The following is a 16,373-nucleotide window of genomic DNA, read 5'->3' as shown; positions in this document are numbered from 1 at the left end:
CAGTTTCACTTTCACCCCGCACACCGCTGGGGTTTTACCCGCCGAACGGGAACTACGTGTATCGAATGACGTCCTTCCAGTCGACACTCGGTGAAGAGGAGGGCATCGCGGAGGAGCTCGCCGCGAGCCAGCGTGAGATCTCCATCGCCGAGTTCTTTGAGAAGAACAAGCACATGCTCGGCTTCGACAGCGGAGCCCGAGGGCTGGTGACGGCCGTCAAGGAGGCCGTCGACAACGCCCTTGACGCCACCGAGGAAGCCGGCATCCTGCCAGACATCTACGTCGAAATCAAAGAGGGGCGGGACTACTACACCCTCGTCGTCGAAGACAACGGCCCCGGCATCACTAAAGAACAGATTCCGAAAATCTTCGGGAAACTCCTATACGGCTCACGCTTTCACGCACGAGAGCAGAGTCGCGGTCAGCAAGGAATCGGGATCTCAGCGGCTGTATTGTACTCTCAGTTGACTTCTGGCAAACCCGTCCGTATCGAGAGTCGCACGCAGGATTCGGGTGTGTCGAATTACTACGAGCTCATCATCGACACGGATACCAACGAGCCCGAAATCAGCGTCGAGGAGGAACTCTCTGCGGCGGAGAGCGACCTCCGTGGGACCCACGGCACGCGCATCGAGATGGACCTCGAAGCGAACATGCGCGCTCGCGGCCAGCTCCACGATTACGTGAAGCACACCGCGGTTGTCAACCCCCACGCGCGCATCGAGCTGCAGGAGCCGAAGGGCGAAATCAAGGCCGAGCGCGCCGAGGGCGCGGGCCTCCCCGAGGAGACCGAGGAGATTCGCCCCCACCCCCACGGGGTCGAACTCGGGACGCTCATCAAGATGCTCGGCGACACCGACTCCCATTCCGTCTCCGGGTTCCTCCAGTCGGAGTTCACCCGGGTCGGGAAGAAGACCGCCGACGGCATCGTGGACGCGTTCCGCGACCGCCACTACGGCCGCGAATTGCGGTGGCGGCCGCCGGGCATCGACGCGGAAACTGACCTCGAAGCCGCCGTCGTGGACGCCGTCTCGAACAAGGGTGCCGACGACACCGCGGCGTTCGCCGAGCGCGTTGTCGACGCCGTCGAGGACGCCGAGCGTGTCGCGTACTCCGAAGTCGAAGCAATCGTCGCCGACGCCGCGACTGAGTCCGAGGAGTCCTCCGGGACGACGTTCGGCGACACAGTTCAGGAGCACGTCGTCGATGCGGTGTGGGCGGCGCTGACCGAGGACCGCGCGGCCGACATCTTCCTCGCGGTCGACGCCGCGACGACCGTCCAGAAGGACGATGCAACCGTACGCGGGCTCGCCGAGCGCATCGCCGACAAATTCGGCAGCGACACGCCCCGCGACCGCGTGACGCGCGCCAAATTGGCGGAGTTCGTCTACCGCGCCGCGGAGATGACCGAGGAGGTCGAGGACGCGACCGTCGGCGACACCGCCCGCGAGAACGTCGTCGAGGAACTCTGGACGGACATGGCGACCGTCCCCGACGACCTCCCGAAGACCAAGGACGTCGCGGGCGACCGTGACACCGCCAGCGAACTGCTGGACGCGATGGCGAGCGTCGACGTGATGGCGCCGCCGACCTCCTGCCTGTCGCCCATCAAGGACGACCTCGTCGAAGCGGGCCTCCGCAAGGAGTTCGACGCGGAGTTCTACTCCGCAGCCACCCGCGACGCCGAAGTCCACGGCGGCGACCCGTTCATCGTGGAAGCGGGCATCGCGTACGGCGGTGAACTCGAAGACCAGGGCGGCGTCGATCTGATGCGGTTCGCGAACCGCGTGCCGCTGGTCTACCAGCGCGGAGCCTGTGCGACGACGAACGTCGTCAAGGACATCGGCTGGCGGAACTACAACCTCGACCAGCCCGGCGGCAGCGGCCTCCCGCAGGGTCCCGCTGTCATCATGGTCCACGTCGCGTCGACGAATGTGCCGTTCACCAGTGAATCGAAGGACGCAGTGGCGTCCGTCGAGGAAATCGAGGACGAAATCGAACTCGCAGTCCGGGAAGCCGCCCGCGACCTTAAGTCGTTCCTCAACAAGCGTCAGTCGATGCGCAAACGCCAGCAGAAACAGAATGTCATCATGGACATCCTCCCCACCATGGCGGAGAAGGTATCCGACATGACCGGCAACGAGGCCCTCGACGTCGAGGACTCGCTGGCGCGCATCATGAACAACGTCCTCGTCGAACGCGAAATCGACGACGGCGAGGTGACGCTGCGCGTCGAGAACCACGGCAACACGGCCGCGGATGTCGACGTCACGGACATCGTCACCGCCGAGCCCGCGGACGCCTCCGACGGCAACGTCGTGGAGATGGACGGCGAGTGGTTCGTGAAGTGGTCGCCCTCTGTCTCCGGCGGCGACACCGCGGAACTGACGTACAGCGTACCGGACGACGCGGAGTTCGACCTCTCCGTGCAGGGCGTCGAGGACGCCCGCCTCACTGTCAACTAATGAGCGACGCAAACACCCCAGACACCCCGAAGGGCGACGACGCCCGCGACCAGCTCGTCGAGCTGGCCGAACAGTTCTACGACCAGTTCGAGCGCGGCGACGTTCCGAAGATGTCGCTACCTACGCGTTCGAAGTCCAACATCGAGTACGACGAGGACTCCGACGTGTGGGTGTACGGCGACCGCACGAGCACGCGCTCGGCGAACTCTGTGCGCGGCGCGCGCAAGCTCCTCAAGTCCGTCTACACCATCGACTTCCTCGCCCAGCAGCTCGACGAGGACCGCTCGTCGACGCTGCGTGAATTGTACTACCTTTCCGAGTCGTGGGACGAGGAGGAAGCCCAATTCAACGATCAGAGCGAGTCCGACAAGCTCGTCGAGGACCTCGAAATCGTCTCCGGCGTGAAGCGCGAGGACTTCCACATGCGCCCCGAGGAGTCCGGCGCGAAGGTGATGGGCCCGCTACGCATCCGCGAGCAGACCAACCGCGGGGACCGCGAGATTCACTGCCAGGACGACGTCGGGCAGGGCGGCTACCAGATTCCGAATAACCCCGACACCATCGAGTTCATGGACTGCGACGCGGACTTCGTGATGTGTGTGGAGACCGGTGGGATGCGGGACCGCCTCGTTGAGAACGGTTTCGACGACGAGTACGACTGCCTCGTCGTCCACCTCGGCGGCCAGCCCGCGCGGGCGACGCGCCGGCTCATCAAGCGCCTCCACGACGAACTCGGCCTCCCCATCACCGTGTTCACTGACGGTGACCCGTGGTCGTACCGCATCTTCGGCTCCGTCTCCTATGGCTCCATCAAGTCCGCGCACCTTTCGAAGTACCTCGCCACCCCCGAAGCGCAGTTCGTCGGCATCCGCCCGCAGGACATCGTCGACTACGACCTGCCGACGGACCCGCTTGGCGACTCTGACGTGAACGCCCTTGAGTCCGAATTGGAGGACCCGCGCTTCCAGAGCGACTTCTGGAAAGAACAGATCGAACTCCAGCTCGACATCGATAAGAAGGCCGAACAGCAGGCGCTCGCCTCTCGTGGCCTCGACTTCGTAACGGACACCTACCTGCCCGAGCGCCTTGACGAGATGGGCGTCCTGTAGTCGGGCTGCCGTCCTCGTTTTTCGCGTCTCGGTTGCCGCCGGGGATAGCGACTTGAACCTGCGGGACCCCTCGCCGCTATGGACCACCGTCCGGCGCTCCGCGACCACCCGGTCGTGGTCGCCAGCATCCTCGGCACGGCCGTCGCATCGGGCGCGTACGAAATCGTCCCCGCGAGCACGACCCCGGTGCTGTCCGCGCAGCTCGGCGCGAGCGCTGCGGAAGTGAGCTGGCTCGTCAGCGTCATGCTCGGCGTCGCCGTCGTCGCTAGCCTCCCCGCGGGGGCCGTCGTCGACCGGTTCGGCGCGCCGCACAGTTTCGCGTTCGCGACCGCCGTATTCCTCGTCGGCGGTGCGGCCAGTTGGCAGTTCACCCAGCAGGGAGCCTACTGGCCCGTGCTGTGGTCGCGCGTCGTCGCCGGCCTCGGCTTCGTCCTCCTCTGGAACACCGGGCTCACCGTCTTCGGGCAGTTCCGGAACGCCGCGACCGCCACCGGCCTGTTCACCGCCAGCGGCCCCATCGGGTTCGCCGTCGGCCACCTCACGGGCCCGACCATCGTCGCCGAGTACGGCGCTGCCTCGGTCTTCCTCGTCTACCCGCTGTTCTTGTTGCCTGCGCTCGCTGGCATCCTCCTCGGCTGGGAGGCCGACCTGTCCGGCGGCGGCACCGGGAAGATTCCCGCGCTCGGCGACGTGCTCGCCGTCGCGCGCAACCGCGCGGTGCTGCTCGTCTGCGTGCTCGGGTTCGTCGCGTACTCGCTGTACCTTTTCGTCAACAGCTGGGTACCGACGTACCTCACCAGCGAACTGGGGCTATCGCTCGCGCAGAGCGGCGCGCTCACCGCGATGTTCCCACTCCTCGGGGCTGGTGCGCGCGCCAGCGGCGGCGTCGTCACCGACCGGTTGTTCGGCGGGCGCGCCCGCCCGGTCGTGCTCGCGTCGCTGGTCGTCTCCGGCGTCACGCTCGTCGGCATCGCGCTCTCCGAGACGTACCTCGTGGTCGCGGCGTTCCTGCTCGTCGGCGGCTACTTCGTGCAGTTGAGTCTCGGGCTCTTCTACGGCGTCGTGCCGCGCACAGTTTCCGACGATAGCGTCACCACGGCCGTCGCGCTGCTCACGAGTCTCGGGCTGTTCGGCGCGTTCAGCGCGCCCTTAATCGCTGGCGAAGTGATTCAGGCGACTGGCTCGTACGCCGCCGCGTTCGGCTACGCGCTCGCGCTCACGGTCGTCGGGTTCGCGCTCGCCGTGCCCTACTTCCACGACTGACCGTCAGTCCAACAGGGCGGGTACGTCCGCCAGCGAGTCGCGGACGTAGTCGGGCTGGACGTCGCTGTCCGCGAGGTCGGCGTCGCCGCTGACGCCCGTGCGCACGAGCACCGTCGTCATCCCCGTGCGCTCGCCCATCGCGATGTCCGTGTCGAGGCGGTCGCCCACGAGCACGCACTCGTCGCTCGGGACGCCGATGCGGTCGGCGGCGAGGCGCGCGGTCGTCGCCGACGGCTTCCCCAGGACTGCATCGGGCTCTCGGTCGGTGACGCCCGCGACCGCTCGGATGATGGCGCCCGACCCGGGCGAACGACCGTCTTCGGTGGGAATCGTTGTGTCGCGGTCCGTGCCGACGAACGCCGTCTCCCCGCCGAGCGCGTCGAGGGCGGCCTGCAGGTCGCGGTAGTGGAACTCGCGGTGGTAGCCCGCGACGACCACCTCGGCGGCGTCGGGGTCGTCGGTCAACGGCACGTCGGCATCGCGGAGCTGGTCGACGATGGCCGACTCGGCGATGGGAAATGCACGTTCGTCCGCGTGGTTCTCGTGGAGGTACGCGACGGTCGCAGCAGTCGACGTGAGCACGTCGTCAGCGGTCGTGTCGACGCCCAACTCGCGGAGCCGTACCGCGTACTCGCGGGGCGGAATCGTGGGATTGTTCGTCAGGAAGAGCACGCGGTCGAGGCGTTCTCGGAGGGCGGCCACGGCAGCGGCAGCGCCCGGGAGGAGCGTCTCGCCGCGGAGGACGGTGCCGTCGAGGTCCACGACGGCGCCACGAACGTTCATACCGCTCCTTGGGCGGCTGGCGTGTTCAACGCATCGCCGTCAGCCCTGCTGCTCGGCGAGGCGCTCGACGCGCTCGATGGTGTCGGCGTTCTCTGGGGGTTTTTCCCCGCGGACGGTGACGAACCGTGGGAACCGGAGCGCGTACCCCGACTCGTAGGTCGGCGATGTCTGAATCTCCTCGTAGCCGACCTCGAAGACGACGGCGGGTTCGAGGTCCACTTTCTGGCCGTCCTCGCTGCGGATGTGTGGCTCCAGGAGGTCCGTGAGGTCCGCGAGTTCCTCGTCGGTGATGCCGGTGGCGACCTTTCCGATGGTCGCGTACTCGTCGGTCTCTTCGTCGCGCGCGGAGAGCATGAACGTCCCGAGGAACGACGCGCGCCGGCCCTCACCCCACTCCGCGCCGGTCACGACCAAATCCAGCGTCTCCACGTCGGGCTTGCGCTTCAGCCAGTGCTTCCCGCGGTCCCCGGGCGTGTACGCCGCGTCCGGGTCTTTCAGCATGATGCCCTCGTGGCCCGCTTCGAGGGCGCGCTCCTCGAAGGCCGCAATCTCGTCGGCGTCGTCCGTAATCAGAATCTCCGAAACTGCGGATTCGTCGTCGACGACGTCGCGGAGGCGTTGGTGGCGCTCGCGGAACGGCTCGTCGAGCAGGTCCTCTCCGTGGGCGTGCAGGCAGTCGAAGGCGTTCAGTTCGACGCGAATCTCGTCGCGCATCTGTTCGACGTCGTGCTTGCGGCGGAAGCGCTTGAGAATCTCTTGGAAGGGCAGCGGGTTCCCGTCGTCGTCGACCGCGACCGCCTCGCCGTCTAGAATCACGGGCGCGTCGACATGGTCCTTGACGAACTCTACGAGTTCCGGGAGCGCGTCCGTGACGTCCTCCATGTTCCGCGAGTACAGCGACACGTCGTCGCCGTCCCAGTGGACCTGAACGCGCGCGCCGTCGAACTTCGTCTCCACGGCGGCCTCGTCCCACTCGTCGAGGGCGTCGGTGACGGTGCCGGCCTGCGCGAGCATCGCCTGCACGGGCCGCCCGACTTCCAGGTGCATCGCGTCGAGGCCTTCTACGCCCTCATCGCGGGCGGTCACGGCCACGAGCCCGTAGTCGTTCGACACCTGGAGCGCGCGCTCGGCGGCTTCGACAGGAACGTCGAACGCTTCCGCGATGGCGTCCCGAACCGCGCCCTCGCCGACGCCGATGCGCATCTCCCCGAGCACGAGGCGCGCGAGGTACCGCGCTTCCTCGCCCGAGCAGTCGTTGAACAGCCCGAACAGCAGCGTCACCTTCTCGTCCTGGCTGCCGTCGCCCTCGGCGGCCGCGAGCGCACTCAGGTCCTCGTACACCTCGGCGACGGTCAGGTTGTCGTCACCGCTGTCTGCCGCAAATGCGCCGAGTCCTGCCTGCCCGCCGAGGTCGAGGTTCCCGGCGACCTCGCCGATGTCGCCGGTCTCCGCGAGCCGGTCTTCGACGTCCTCGACGGTGACGTTCGTGGGTGCCGCGCGAGCGAGCGCCTCGTAGCAGAGCCGCGGCCCGATGTCGAGTTTCGTCTCCGAGTGCGCCGGGAACACCCGCCCTTGGACGAATCGCGCGACCACCGCGAGGTCGTCGCCGGCCTCGTCGAACAGGGCCGCGACCTTCGTGACGACGTCGAGGTCCGCGTCTGTAGCCTCGATGTCGGCGGCGTGCGCGGCGAACGAACCGAATTCCATTGTCGTTGGGTAGCCAGTTCCCGCAGTTAAAACGCGCGAACCGCGCTCACCCACCCACCGCGCTTATTAGTCGCGGGGCGACAAACCCCACGCCATGACAGGCCCGGACCTCGTGGAGCGAGTGCGAGACACTCTGGACGTGGACGCCGAGGCGTTCCAGCAGCAGGTCCGCGAGGACGCCGAGGTCGTGAAAGCCGAAATCGCCGCGGGCACGTTCGACAACCCGCAGGCCATCGTCGGCCTCGAGTACGAGTTCTACGCGGTCAATGACGAGGGCTCGCTGGCGCGCGTCCCGCGGCGCGTGCTGGAGTTCGTCGGATTCGAGAAGGAACTGGGCCTCCACAACGCGGAGATGACGACAAGCCCGCAGCCACTGAACGAGCACGGCTTGCGCGCCCAGGAGATGGAGGTGCGGGCGAACCTCGACGCCGCCGAGGAGCCGATGGACGCGGAAGGCCTGCACCTCGTCAGCGACGGCATGTGGACGATACCACCCGAGGGCGAGACCGCGCGCGACTACCTCACAGACAGCGTCTCGCGGGACGGCGTCGAAATCGCGACGAACATGTCGGCGTCCGCGCGCTACCACGCGATGGCCAACACCGACCAGCCAGCCGGTATGAAACTCGACGCCCCGCACGTCTCTCTGGAGGCGGACACCGTGATGCCGGAGGCGCTCATCACGTCCATTCAGCCCCACTATCAGGTGCCACAGGCCGTCGACCTGCCGACGTACTTTCGGTACGCGCTCCGGTTCGCGGGCCCGCTGCTGGCGCTGTGCGTGAACTCGCCGTTGTTCCCGCCGGACCTCTACGACGAGGACGCCACGCCCGAGGAGATTCTCGTCGACGGCTGGCAGGAGTCCCGCATCGACGTCTTCGAGACGGTGTTGAACGTTCCCGGCGAACAGCAGAAGGTCCGGTTCCCCGAGGACTTCGAGAGCGTCGCGGACGCCGTTGACCGCGTCGCCGAGGACAACACCATCGTCCCGATGCCGGTGTCGGGGAGCGGGCGCTTCGACGACGAGTTCGCGCACTGGCGGCGCAAGCACGGCACGTTCTGGCGGTGGGTGCGGCCGGTGTTCGGCGGCTCCTCGAAGGAGAACGCGAACGCCCGCATCGAGTTCCGCCCCATCGCCGGCCAGCCGACCGTCCGGGACACCATCGCGGTGCAGGCGGCGTTCGCGGGCCTCCTGGAGAACCTCCCGCGGACCGAACACCCCCTGTACGACCTCGACTGGGAGACCGCCCGCGAGAGTTTCTACGACGCCGCGCGCAACGGCATCGACGCGGACCTCGCGTGGATTACTAGTGAGGGTGACCGCGTCACCGACACCGCGGACATCTACGAAGACCTCTTCGAGCAGGCCGAAGCCGGGCTGCGCCGCCGCGGCCTCTCAAACGAGCAGGCCGCGAAGTACCTGTGGCCGCTGCGCCAGCGCGCCCGCCACGAAACCACGCCCGCGTCGTGGAAGCGCGACCACGTCCGGAGCGCGCTCTACGACGGCAACTCCTTCGAGAATGCGGTGTACGCGATGCAGTGCGAGTACATCGAGAACCAGCGCGAGACCCTCCTCGAAGGCAGTTTCGCGGACTGGCTCGGCCGAGGCGACGGCCTCGACTGAACGGCGGCCGCGTCGCTACGGTCGTGAGAAAAACGGAGGAGAGGAAGACGAGGGGGAGTCGAAGCGGCCGTTACAGGACGTCGTCGACGTCCTTGTGACCGACAATCTCGACGTTCTCGGGCGTAATCTTCGTGACGTGGATACCGTTACCGGAGGCAGTGTCACGCTCGCTGGCGGAGTCGATGGCCTGCGCGGCGACGGTGACGGCCTCGTCGGTGGTGAGGTCGTCGCTGAACTCCTGTTCGAGCACACCGAGCGCGTACGGCATGCCGGAGCCCTGCGCGGTGTAGTTGTCCGAGAGCGAACTCCCGGAGGGGTCGAGGCTGAAGACGTGGCCGCCCTCGTCGTCGACGCCGCCCAGAATCGGGACGACGCGGAAGAACGGGCCGCCACGGAGGAGGTTCGACGCCATGGTGGCGAGCGCGCTGACGGACATGTACTCGCCGCGGCGGGCCTCGTAGAGGTTCGCTTCCGCGCGCAGCGAGCGGATGAAGCTCTGCGCGCCGCCAACGGAGCCGGACATCGAGAGCGCCGCGTTGGGCTGAATCTCTTCGACCTTCTGAACATCCTTGTTGGAGACGACGCGGCCACCGAGGCTCGCGCGCATGTCGGACGCCATCACGACGCCGTCCTCGGTGGTGAGGCCGACGATGGTGGTGCCGGTCTTGTTGACGTACTCGTCGTCAGCGCCCGAGCGGTCGTTGTCGGGGAGGGAGCCGACTTCCGGCTCGTAGGGGTTCTGGGTGCCGCCGAACCGTGCCTGGTTCCGGGCGAAGTCCGAGCCCTCGTTGCTGTTGAACATTACCAGACGTTACCAGTCCGGGACGGATAAAACCATCTTTTCCGGGGATTCGCGACGCGGGAGAATCAGGCGATAGCGGCTGTCTCCGCCGGATGTTCAGTTCGCAGCGCGGGCCTTGTACGCTTGCTCGGTGCGCTCGACGAGGCGGCGGACCGGGAGCGTGACGCCGGCGCGGCGAGCGAGCAGCGCGACGGGCAGCAACGCGATGCCCAGAGCGAGGGCGGACTGGTACAGCGTGAACAGCGCGAGTCGGGTGGTGCGGTCGAGCATCGGGATGGTCACCGCCAAGGCGTATCCGTATAAATACTTTCCGGACAGGTGCATAGGGACGACCCGACGCTGTACTGCGATTATCCACTCGGGCCGTTCGGTCGGGCCGCAGCCCCACCGTAGCGGGCGCGAATCGTAACCGCGCCGTTGCCACCGCGACACCACGCCATAAGTTATGCAGACGTTTCCCGTCACGTCCGCCCGGGACGGCCAAACCATAAAGCACGACATTCCGCGCCCCGTTGAACGAATATGAGCAACTACGTCGTTGCGATGGAAGCTGCCTGGCTGGTCCGTGACGTCGAGAACTCCGACGACGCCATCGGCGTCGCCGTGAGCGAAGCCGGCAAACGACTGAACGACCAGGACCTCGACTACGTCGAAGTCGAGGCTGGCGTCACCACGTGTCCCGCGTGTGGCGAACCGCTGGACGCCGCGTTCCTCGCGGCGAAAACCGCGCTCGTCGGGCTCGTCCTCGAACTCACCGTCTTCAACGCGGACAGCGTCGAACACGCCGAGCGCATCGCGAAGAGCGAAGTCGGCGGCGCGCTCCGCGACGTCCCCCTCGAAGTCATCGAGGTCGTCGAGGAGGGCGGCGAGGCCGAAGCCGAGCGCGACGACGAGTAACCTCCCGAACCTTTATCAATAACTGTCGGTTATTCGCATGCATGCGTTTGCCGACGCCGAAGGACCTGCGCGAACGGCGCAACTCTCTGGAGCTCACGCAGAGTGAACTCGCCGAGCGCGCGGGCGTCTCACAGCCACTCATCGCCCGCATCGAGGGCGGTGACGTCGACCCCCGCCTGTCGACGCTACGCCGCATCGTCGAAGCGCTGGACGAAGCCGAAGGTGACGTCGTCCGCGCGGAAACACTCATGCACGAGGACGTCATCAGCGTCGCGCCCGACGACGCCGTCAGCCACGCCGTCCAGAAGATGCAGGACGCTGGCTACTCCCAGCTCCCGGTCATCACGAACGGCGTTCCCGTGGGCTCCATCAGCGACAGCGACGTCGTCCACGCCGGCGAGGACGTCGGCGACCACCCCGTCCGGGACGTGATGAGCGAGAGCTTCCCGACCGTCTCCGAGGACGCCACGCTCGACGAGATTTCGAGTTTGCTGGACCACTACAAGGCCGTGATGGTCACGAAGGACGGCGAGACCGTCGGCATCATCACGCAGGCCGACGTCGCCGCGCGAATCAGCTAGAGCGACAGCCCACGAATCTCGACGCTGGAGTCGTCGCTCTCGGCGACCTCGCCGATTTTCTCGCCGTCAGTCGCAGCCACGAGCGCGTCGGCATCCGCCGGTGCGACGGCGACGACGAACCCAGTGCCCATGTTGAACGTGCGGTGCATCTCCTCGTCGCTGACGTTACCGGCGTCCTGCACGAAGTCGAAGACGTCCTGCGCGGGCAGCGGGTCCGTGACCTCGTAGCGGAACGCGCCCATACGTTCGAGGTTCGTCCAGCCGCCGCCCGTGACGTGGGCTGCAGCGTGCACGTCGTATTCGTGCAGCGCATCGAGCAAGTACGTGTAGAGACGGGTCGGCTCCAGCAGCGCCTCGCCCACCGTCTCGTAGCCGTCGCCGGAGAATGGCTCGTCGAAGCCGCCCGCCCGGTCCGCGGCCTCCCGTGCCAGCGTGAGACCGTTCGAGTGGATGCCCGACGACGCGAACCCGACGAGCACGTCGCCCGCCTCCGCCTCGCCGGCGAGCAGGTCATCGTCGGTCGCGATGCCCGCGACCGTGCCCGCGAGGTCGAAGTCGTTCACAACCTCCGGCATCACCGCCGTCTCGCCGCCGACGAGCGCGACGCCGGCTTCCTCGGCTCCCGCCGCCAGTCCTTCTCCCAACTCCGCAGCGCGCGTCTCGTCGGGCACGTCCACCGCGAGGTAGTCCACGAACGCCGCGGGCTCGACGCCCGCCGCGACGAGGTCGTTGACGTTCATCGCGATGCAGTCGATGCCCACTGTGGAGTAGTCCTCCATCGCGACCGCTACGAGTAGTTTCGTGCCGACGCCGTCGGTCGCGAGCGCGAGGTACTGGTCGCCGAGGTCCACCAGCCCCGCGTACTCGGTGGTGTCCCCGACCTCGGAGACGGCGCCAACCAGCGCCGCGGTCGCCGCCTCGCTGTCCTCGATGTCCACGCCCGCCTCGGCGTACGTGAGTTCGTCGTCGCTCCCGTCGTTCATACACGAGCGTGCGCATGTCGGGGCGAAAAGCGTGCCGGTCTATGCGTGGACGACTATATCCCGAGGAACAATACCAGCGCCGGCCCGATGGTAATCACGGCGGCGGCCGCGTACACCGCCTTGTTCCACTGCAGGACGGTCGCGCCGTCCAGTGGGCCGAACGGAATCATGTTGAACCCCGCCAGCAGCACGTTGATGAACAGGCCGCGCCACCCGATGTCGGGCGCGATGACGAACACGCCCAGCGAGAGGATGGCGAGCGCGACGTTCGTCAGTGGGCCGGCCAGTGCGATGAGGCCGTGTTCGCGGGGTGTGATGCGGCCGCGGTGGTGGACCGCACCCGGTGCTGCGAACAGGAACCCAGCGAGACCGCCCGCGACGGCGAGCGCGAGCATCCCGAAGTCCGCGCGGAATTCCGCGTGCTGGCCGAAGCGCACCGCGACGACCTTGTGCGCGAGTTCGTGCAGGAGGAACGCGACGCCCACGGTAGCGAGGCTCAGCGCGAACTCCTCGAGGAACGCCGCGCTCGCCAGCACGTCGGTAATCGTCGTCACGGAGACGGGGACGTACAGCAGGCTGAACGCCAGCCCGAGCGCCAGCCACGCGACGAGCAGGTCCCGGACTTCGCGGCTGCTGAAGTTCACCGTACCAGCCCCCAGATGGCGTCGGCGCTGTTCTGCGCGCCGCGCACCATCGCGTCGGTGACCGCGCCGACGCTGTCGAAGGGACCGCCGATGAGCGGCAACACGACGAACGGGAACAGCACACTCGCGACGATGCTCCCGACGTTCGTCATCGCCACAACCGCGATAAGCCGGAACAGCGGCACGTCTATCATCTGCCCGAGCAGGTCCCGAATCGGCGTCTCCTGGTCGTCCATGAGCTCGTTCAGCGTGCCGATGTCGGCGACGCGCACGGAGAGGTAGCGCAACTCGACGTAGCCCGTGAACCAGCCCGGCGCAAGCAGCGGGTTGACGCTCGTCAGCCACGCCACCGCGCCGCCGACGCCGGCGCTCGTCCAGTGTGCGCCCGCGAGCTTCGCGGCGCCCATCGAGATTATCCCGTTGAACAGAAACCACGCGCCGAACACCTGCAGGAGCACCGTGTTGTCCACGCCCGCCATCACCAGCAGCGCGAAGAAGGCGAGGAAGCCGACCGTAATCAGCAGGCCGAACACCCGCGCGACCGAGAATCGCTTGCTCTGCGTGCCGGTCAGCGACTCCATCGGCGGCAGGTCCTCGGGGTGGTCGAGGTAGTGTTCGACGCCCTCGCGGTGGCCCGCGCCCAGCACCGCGACGACGTGTTTGCCCTGTGCGCGCAGCGCGACGAGGTTGTGCGCGATGTAGGCGTCGCGCTCGTCGATGAGCGCCTGTGCCCCAGCGGGGCTGAACCGCCGGAATTCCTCCATCATCGCCGACACCACGTCCGCGTCCGTCAAGTCGTCCATCGAGAACTCCTCGACATCCTCGGGTTCGGCGCGCGCGAACAGCACGACGAACACCGCGCCGAAGACGAGCGCGCCGACGCCCGCGAACAGCACAGCCTCCGCTAGCCCCGACAGCACGACCAGCGCCGTCTCTACGACGCCAATTGTCGCGGGTGGCGGCGGCAGCAGGAATGGGCCGGCGACGAATTCCGCGGCGACGCCGACGACGAAGCCGACGAACGCGCCGAAGCCCAGCCCAAGCGTCCGGCTGTCGGTGACGCCCAACGCGAGCTCGCCGACGAGTCTGAGTTTCTCGACGCCGGTCATGCGCGCCCAGAAGCGCTGAATCGTCACCTGGATGTCGCGGTCGACGAGCGCGACGTCCGCGCCGATACGTTCGGCGGCGTCGATGCCCGCCTTCATGTCCGCGCCTGGCTCGATGCCGAACTTGTCGCCGAGGCGCTTCTGGACGTACGACAACAGCCAGTACGCCAGGAACTGGAACGCCATGCTCCCTTTCAGGAGGTCGCTGGCATCGAGATCCTCGGGCGCGTCGCCCTGCATCTGCCGGTAGCGACCCTCGTCCAACTCGACGGCGACCGTGTCCGGGTTCTCCTCCTCGACGACTCGCTCGACTTCTTCGACGCTGTCCGCGGAGACGTGGGCGGTCCCGACGACCCGAACGGAGCCCTCGCGAGTCGCCGCGGATTCCTCGCTCATTACGTCCACGTTAGTTGTGGCGGCCTTACGCTTGTCGGATGGGCGACGTACCGGCCGCTATCCGGGGTTCGTTCCCACTCGGAAGCCTTCAAGCCGCTTGGCCTGGAACCACGAGGCATGACCGAGACAGCACGCCTGATGGATTCCTACACCGAGATGACGGAACTGCTGTTGCCCAACGACACGAACAACCTCGGCCGCGCGCTCGGTGGCGCAGTCCTCCACTGGATGGACATTTGCGCAGCCATCGCGTCGATGCGGTTCTCCGGCCGGCAGTGCGTCACCGCCTCCATGGACCACGTCGACTTCATCGCGGCCATCGAGATGGGCGAAGTCGCGGTCGTGGAGGGGTTCGTCTTCGACGTCGGCCAGTCCAGTATCGAGGTGAAAGTCGAAGTCCGTGCCGAGGACCCCGTGGAGGGCACGGAGCGCAAGACCACGACGTCGTTTTTCACGTTCGTTGCGCTTGACGACGACGGCAAACCCACGGAAGTACCACGGCTGGCCTGCGACACGGAAGCGGAGGAAGCACTCCGGCAGGACGCGCTTCAGGCCCACGCCGAACAGCAGTAGTCAGTCGTTGAGTCGCCGGGCTGAGTTTCCCGGCGGTCGTATTTCTGTGATATCGTTCGGGCCTCAGCCGGCGATATTGATCCGCCAGTCTGACGTTGAACCCGACCATCTAGAACGGTATAGTATTATATTGACTTTATCATCTGAAAATACTAAAATAAGGTGGCCCACAAGCTTATCCGCGCTGTCGGCGTCCCTTCACCTGCAACGATGACAGACGGCAAACAAGACCGATTCGAGGGGGTCGAGAAGGCAGTCGACCGCGTGCGTGAGGAACTCGACGAGGCCGTCGAGGAGACCAAGCAAGCCAGCGGGAAGGCAACCGAGGAGGTCCGCGAGACGTTGGACCGACTCGAAGATCGCGTGGCGAAACTCCGCAAACGCGACCGCGAGGAGGAGTGACTGTGGAGGCGAGAAATGACTGAACACGCGAAGAACCTCCTGCGGAAGATCGACGAGACCGCGGTGGAGGTCCTTGATGTCGCGGACCGCGAGCAGGCCAAGGAGAAGGCTGGCTCCCAGCGCGAGGCCTACAAGAAGGGACTGAACGAGGTCGAACGCATCGCCGGGCGAGCACAGGCCCGCGAACTCGCGGAGTGGATTCAGGACCAGATACAGGAGCGCGAGACGTTCCCTTCCGCCCGCGAAGTCCGCAACCACGGCGCGCAAATCTGCCGGAAGAGCGGCCACGACGTCTCGACGAACGACTGGTTGGGCGCGTAACGGTCGGCGACGCGCAGGCTTTTCCCCGCCGACAGCTTACCTCCGGCTATGGCTCTCGACGCGCCTGCGCCCGACCCGCCGGAGTTGGAGGGCGACCCCGACGAGTACGACGACGTCACCGTCCAAGGCACCGACTACCACCGCGACGACCTCCAGGAGTTTCTGGAGGCCGGCGCGTGGGAGGAAGCCTTCGAGACGTGGGCGGCGGAGACGGAGTTGACCCGCGACGCGTTCGACATCGCCGTCGACCTCGGGATGTTCGACCGCTTCGACTTCTTCTGGGACGACTTCGCGGACCGCGTGGGGTATCACGCGCCCGGGCTCCCGGAGAACTGGCGCGAGCGCAACATTCACCCCGAGTTGAACTCCTGGGAGACCGTCTCAGCCATCAACGCGTCGCTGGCGGAACTCGGCGCGGAAGCCTCCCGTCTGCTCAAAGCGGAGTACGTCGACTGGGAGGCCGAGTACGACGCGCCCGACGACCTGCCGGACTTCTAAACGAGAAGCAGCGCGAGTTCCCCGCCCCACCGTGGGCGGGGGTGAAGCGCGTACGCTCGGCTGCATATTCCGTACGTTCAAGTTGACAGGCACCCAGATAGCAAGTACGGGAGCCACGTTATCCGCCTCGCAAAACACCGAGAGGTTGCGCCGGGCTGTGTCGGGCGGTGGTGAAGCCGCCGACCTCCACGGACACGCCACCTACGGCGGCACTAGACG

The 16,373-nt window shown here is 66.9% G+C and carries 17 protein-coding genes; 10 read left to right on the top strand and 7 right to left on the bottom strand.

All coding sequences use genetic code 11. The annotated features are described in order from the left end of the window. The first annotated feature begins 65 nt into the window (after nt 1-65). The 3 genes from LPA44_RS04430 to LPA44_RS04420 all read left to right on the top strand — a co-directional run bounded on the left by LPA44_RS04430 (nt 66) and on the right by LPA44_RS04420 (nt 4,837). Nucleotides 66-2,465 carry a DNA topoisomerase VI subunit B gene (locus LPA44_RS04430; protein ID WP_230888386.1) on the top strand — a complete coding sequence of 800 codons (2,400 nt, stop codon included), beginning with the start codon at nt 66-68 and terminating at the stop codon, nt 2,463-2,465. Beyond that, nucleotides 2,465-3,574 carry a DNA topoisomerase IV subunit A gene (locus tag LPA44_RS04425; RefSeq protein ID WP_230888385.1) on the top strand — a complete coding sequence of 370 codons (1,110 nt, stop codon included), beginning with the start codon at nt 2,465-2,467 and terminating at the stop codon, nt 3,572-3,574. The genes LPA44_RS04430 and LPA44_RS04425 overlap by 1 nt, the downstream gene beginning before the upstream one ends. 78 nt (nt 3,575-3,652) lie before the next feature. Continuing rightward, nucleotides 3,653-4,837, top strand: a complete 1,185-nt coding sequence (locus LPA44_RS04420; protein WP_230888384.1) for an MFS transporter — start codon at nt 3,653-3,655, stop codon at nt 4,835-4,837. A 3-nt stretch (nt 4,838-4,840) separates the two neighbouring features. Here the strand turns inward: LPA44_RS04420 and LPA44_RS04415 are convergent, their stop codons facing one another. Both LPA44_RS04415 and ligA read right to left on the bottom strand, forming a co-directional pair. Continuing rightward, nucleotides 4,841-5,620, bottom strand: coding sequence for an HAD-IIA family hydrolase (locus tag LPA44_RS04415; protein WP_230888383.1), 780 nt, complete (start codon nt 5,618-5,620; stop codon nt 4,841-4,843). Nucleotides 5,621-5,659: 39 nt separating this feature from the next. Beyond that, nucleotides 5,660-7,327, bottom strand: a complete 1,668-nt coding sequence (gene ligA / locus LPA44_RS04410; protein ID WP_230888382.1) for an ATP-dependent DNA ligase LigA — start codon at nt 7,325-7,327, stop codon at nt 5,660-5,662. Between the two features lie 94 nt (nt 7,328-7,421). On the opposite strand from ligA, the gene LPA44_RS04405 reads away from it, so the two are divergent. After that, on the top strand, nt 7,422-8,951 hold the full coding sequence (locus tag LPA44_RS04405; RefSeq protein WP_230888381.1) for a hypothetical protein: 1,530 nt from the start codon (nt 7,422-7,424) through the stop codon (nt 8,949-8,951). 70 nt (nt 8,952-9,021) lie between these two features. Here the strand turns inward: LPA44_RS04405 and psmB are convergent, their stop codons facing one another. Then, nucleotides 9,022-9,753: an archaeal proteasome endopeptidase complex subunit beta gene (psmB, locus tag LPA44_RS04400; RefSeq protein WP_230888380.1), complete on the bottom strand. Its 732-nt coding sequence runs from the start codon at nt 9,751-9,753 to the stop codon at nt 9,022-9,024. A 96-nt stretch (nt 9,754-9,849) separates the two neighbouring features. After that, a complete protein-coding gene (locus tag LPA44_RS04395; protein WP_230888379.1) occupies nt 9,850-10,023 on the bottom strand; it encodes a hypothetical protein in 174 nt (57 codons plus the stop codon). A gap of 252 nt (nt 10,024-10,275) precedes the next feature. On the opposite strand from LPA44_RS04395, the gene LPA44_RS04390 reads away from it, so the two are divergent. Together LPA44_RS04390 and LPA44_RS04385 are read left to right on the top strand one after the other, a co-directional pair. Beyond that, nucleotides 10,276-10,650 (top strand): DUF555 domain-containing protein, encoded by a 375-nt coding sequence (locus LPA44_RS04390; RefSeq protein WP_230888378.1) that lies wholly within the window; start codon nt 10,276-10,278, stop codon nt 10,648-10,650. Between the two features lie 41 nt (nt 10,651-10,691). Next, nucleotides 10,692-11,231, top strand: coding sequence for a CBS domain-containing protein (locus LPA44_RS04385; protein ID WP_230888377.1), 540 nt, complete (start codon nt 10,692-10,694; stop codon nt 11,229-11,231). Here the strand turns inward: LPA44_RS04385 and purM are convergent. From purM to LPA44_RS04370, 3 genes are read right to left on the bottom strand one after another with little or no spacing between them, the layout of a single operon-like run. Beyond that, entirely contained in the window at nt 11,228-12,214 is a 987-nt protein-coding gene (gene purM, locus LPA44_RS04380; protein ID WP_230888376.1) for a phosphoribosylformylglycinamidine cyclo-ligase, read from the bottom strand. The two genes, LPA44_RS04385 and purM, sit on opposite strands and share 4 nt — an antisense overlap. A 53-nt stretch (nt 12,215-12,267) precedes the next feature. Beyond that, complete coding sequence (locus LPA44_RS04375) at nt 12,268-12,858, bottom strand: metalloprotease (RefSeq protein WP_230888375.1); 591 nt, start codon at nt 12,856-12,858, stop codon at nt 12,268-12,270. Further along, entirely contained in the window at nt 12,855-14,360 is a 1,506-nt protein-coding gene (locus tag LPA44_RS04370) for a TraB/GumN family protein (RefSeq protein WP_230888374.1), read from the bottom strand. Before LPA44_RS04370 ends, LPA44_RS04375 begins: the two co-directional genes overlap by 4 nt. Before the next feature lie 117 nt (nt 14,361-14,477). Between LPA44_RS04370 and LPA44_RS04365 the strand changes: the two genes are divergently transcribed. The 4 genes from LPA44_RS04365 to LPA44_RS04350 all read left to right on the top strand — a co-directional run bounded on the left by LPA44_RS04365 (nt 14,478) and on the right by LPA44_RS04350 (nt 16,154). After that, entirely contained in the window at nt 14,478-14,933 is a 456-nt protein-coding gene (locus LPA44_RS04365) for an acyl-CoA thioesterase (RefSeq protein WP_230888373.1), read from the top strand. A gap of 210 nt (nt 14,934-15,143) precedes the next feature. After that, nucleotides 15,144-15,335 carry a hypothetical protein gene (locus tag LPA44_RS04360; RefSeq protein WP_230888372.1) on the top strand — a complete coding sequence of 64 codons (192 nt, stop codon included), beginning with the start codon at nt 15,144-15,146 and terminating at the stop codon, nt 15,333-15,335. Nucleotides 15,336-15,350: 15 nt separating this feature from the next. After that, on the top strand, nt 15,351-15,656 hold the full coding sequence (locus tag LPA44_RS04355) for a hypothetical protein (RefSeq protein WP_230888371.1): 306 nt from the start codon (nt 15,351-15,353) through the stop codon (nt 15,654-15,656). Between the two features lie 48 nt (nt 15,657-15,704). Next, complete coding sequence (locus LPA44_RS04350) at nt 15,705-16,154, top strand: hypothetical protein (RefSeq protein ID WP_230888370.1); 450 nt, start codon at nt 15,705-15,707, stop codon at nt 16,152-16,154. Nucleotides 16,155-16,373: the final 219 nt, after the last annotated feature.

Source organism: Halobacterium sp. KA-4 (assembly GCF_021028995.1).
In the GTDB taxonomy this organism is placed as follows: Archaea; Halobacteriota; Halobacteria; order Halobacteriales; family Halobacteriaceae; genus Halobacterium.
The sequence above is the reverse complement of the archived record's forward strand: the minus strand, read 5'-3'. Positions and strand labels throughout refer to the sequence as shown.

Bases quoted from the DNA above. Each gene is read 5' to 3' on its own strand.
- LPA44_RS04430 (WP_230888386.1), top strand. From the start codon at position 66: ATGACGTCCTTCCAGTCGACACTCGGTGAAGAGGAGGGCATCGCGGAG.
- LPA44_RS04425 (WP_230888385.1), top strand. From the start codon at position 2,465: ATGAGCGACGCAAACACCCCAGACACCCCGAAGGGCGACGACGCCCGC.
- LPA44_RS04420 (WP_230888384.1), top strand. From the start codon at position 3,653: ATGGACCACCGTCCGGCGCTCCGCGACCACCCGGTCGTGGTCGCCAGC.
- LPA44_RS04415 (WP_230888383.1), bottom strand. From the start codon at position 5,620: ATGAACGTTCGTGGCGCCGTCGTGGACCTCGACGGCACCGTCCTCCGC.
- ligA (WP_230888382.1), bottom strand. From the start codon at position 7,327: ATGGAATTCGGTTCGTTCGCCGCGCACGCCGCCGACATCGAGGCTACA.
- LPA44_RS04405 (WP_230888381.1), top strand. From the start codon at position 7,422: ATGACAGGCCCGGACCTCGTGGAGCGAGTGCGAGACACTCTGGACGTG.
- psmB (WP_230888380.1), bottom strand. From the start codon at position 9,753: ATGTTCAACAGCAACGAGGGCTCGGACTTCGCCCGGAACCAGGCACGG.
- LPA44_RS04395 (WP_230888379.1), bottom strand. From the start codon at position 10,023: ATGCTCGACCGCACCACCCGACTCGCGCTGTTCACGCTGTACCAGTCC.
- LPA44_RS04390 (WP_230888378.1), top strand. From the start codon at position 10,276: ATGAGCAACTACGTCGTTGCGATGGAAGCTGCCTGGCTGGTCCGTGAC.
- LPA44_RS04385 (WP_230888377.1), top strand. From the start codon at position 10,692: ATGCGTTTGCCGACGCCGAAGGACCTGCGCGAACGGCGCAACTCTCTG.
- purM (WP_230888376.1), bottom strand. From the start codon at position 12,214: ATGAACGACGGGAGCGACGACGAACTCACGTACGCCGAGGCGGGCGTG.
- LPA44_RS04370 (WP_230888374.1), bottom strand. From the start codon at position 14,360: ATGAGCGAGGAATCCGCGGCGACTCGCGAGGGCTCCGTTCGGGTCGTC.
- LPA44_RS04365 (WP_230888373.1), top strand. From the start codon at position 14,478: ATGACCGAGACAGCACGCCTGATGGATTCCTACACCGAGATGACGGAA.
- LPA44_RS04360 (WP_230888372.1), top strand. From the start codon at position 15,144: ATGACAGACGGCAAACAAGACCGATTCGAGGGGGTCGAGAAGGCAGTC.
- LPA44_RS04355 (WP_230888371.1), top strand. From the start codon at position 15,351: ATGACTGAACACGCGAAGAACCTCCTGCGGAAGATCGACGAGACCGCG.
- LPA44_RS04350 (WP_230888370.1), top strand. From the start codon at position 15,705: ATGGCTCTCGACGCGCCTGCGCCCGACCCGCCGGAGTTGGAGGGCGAC.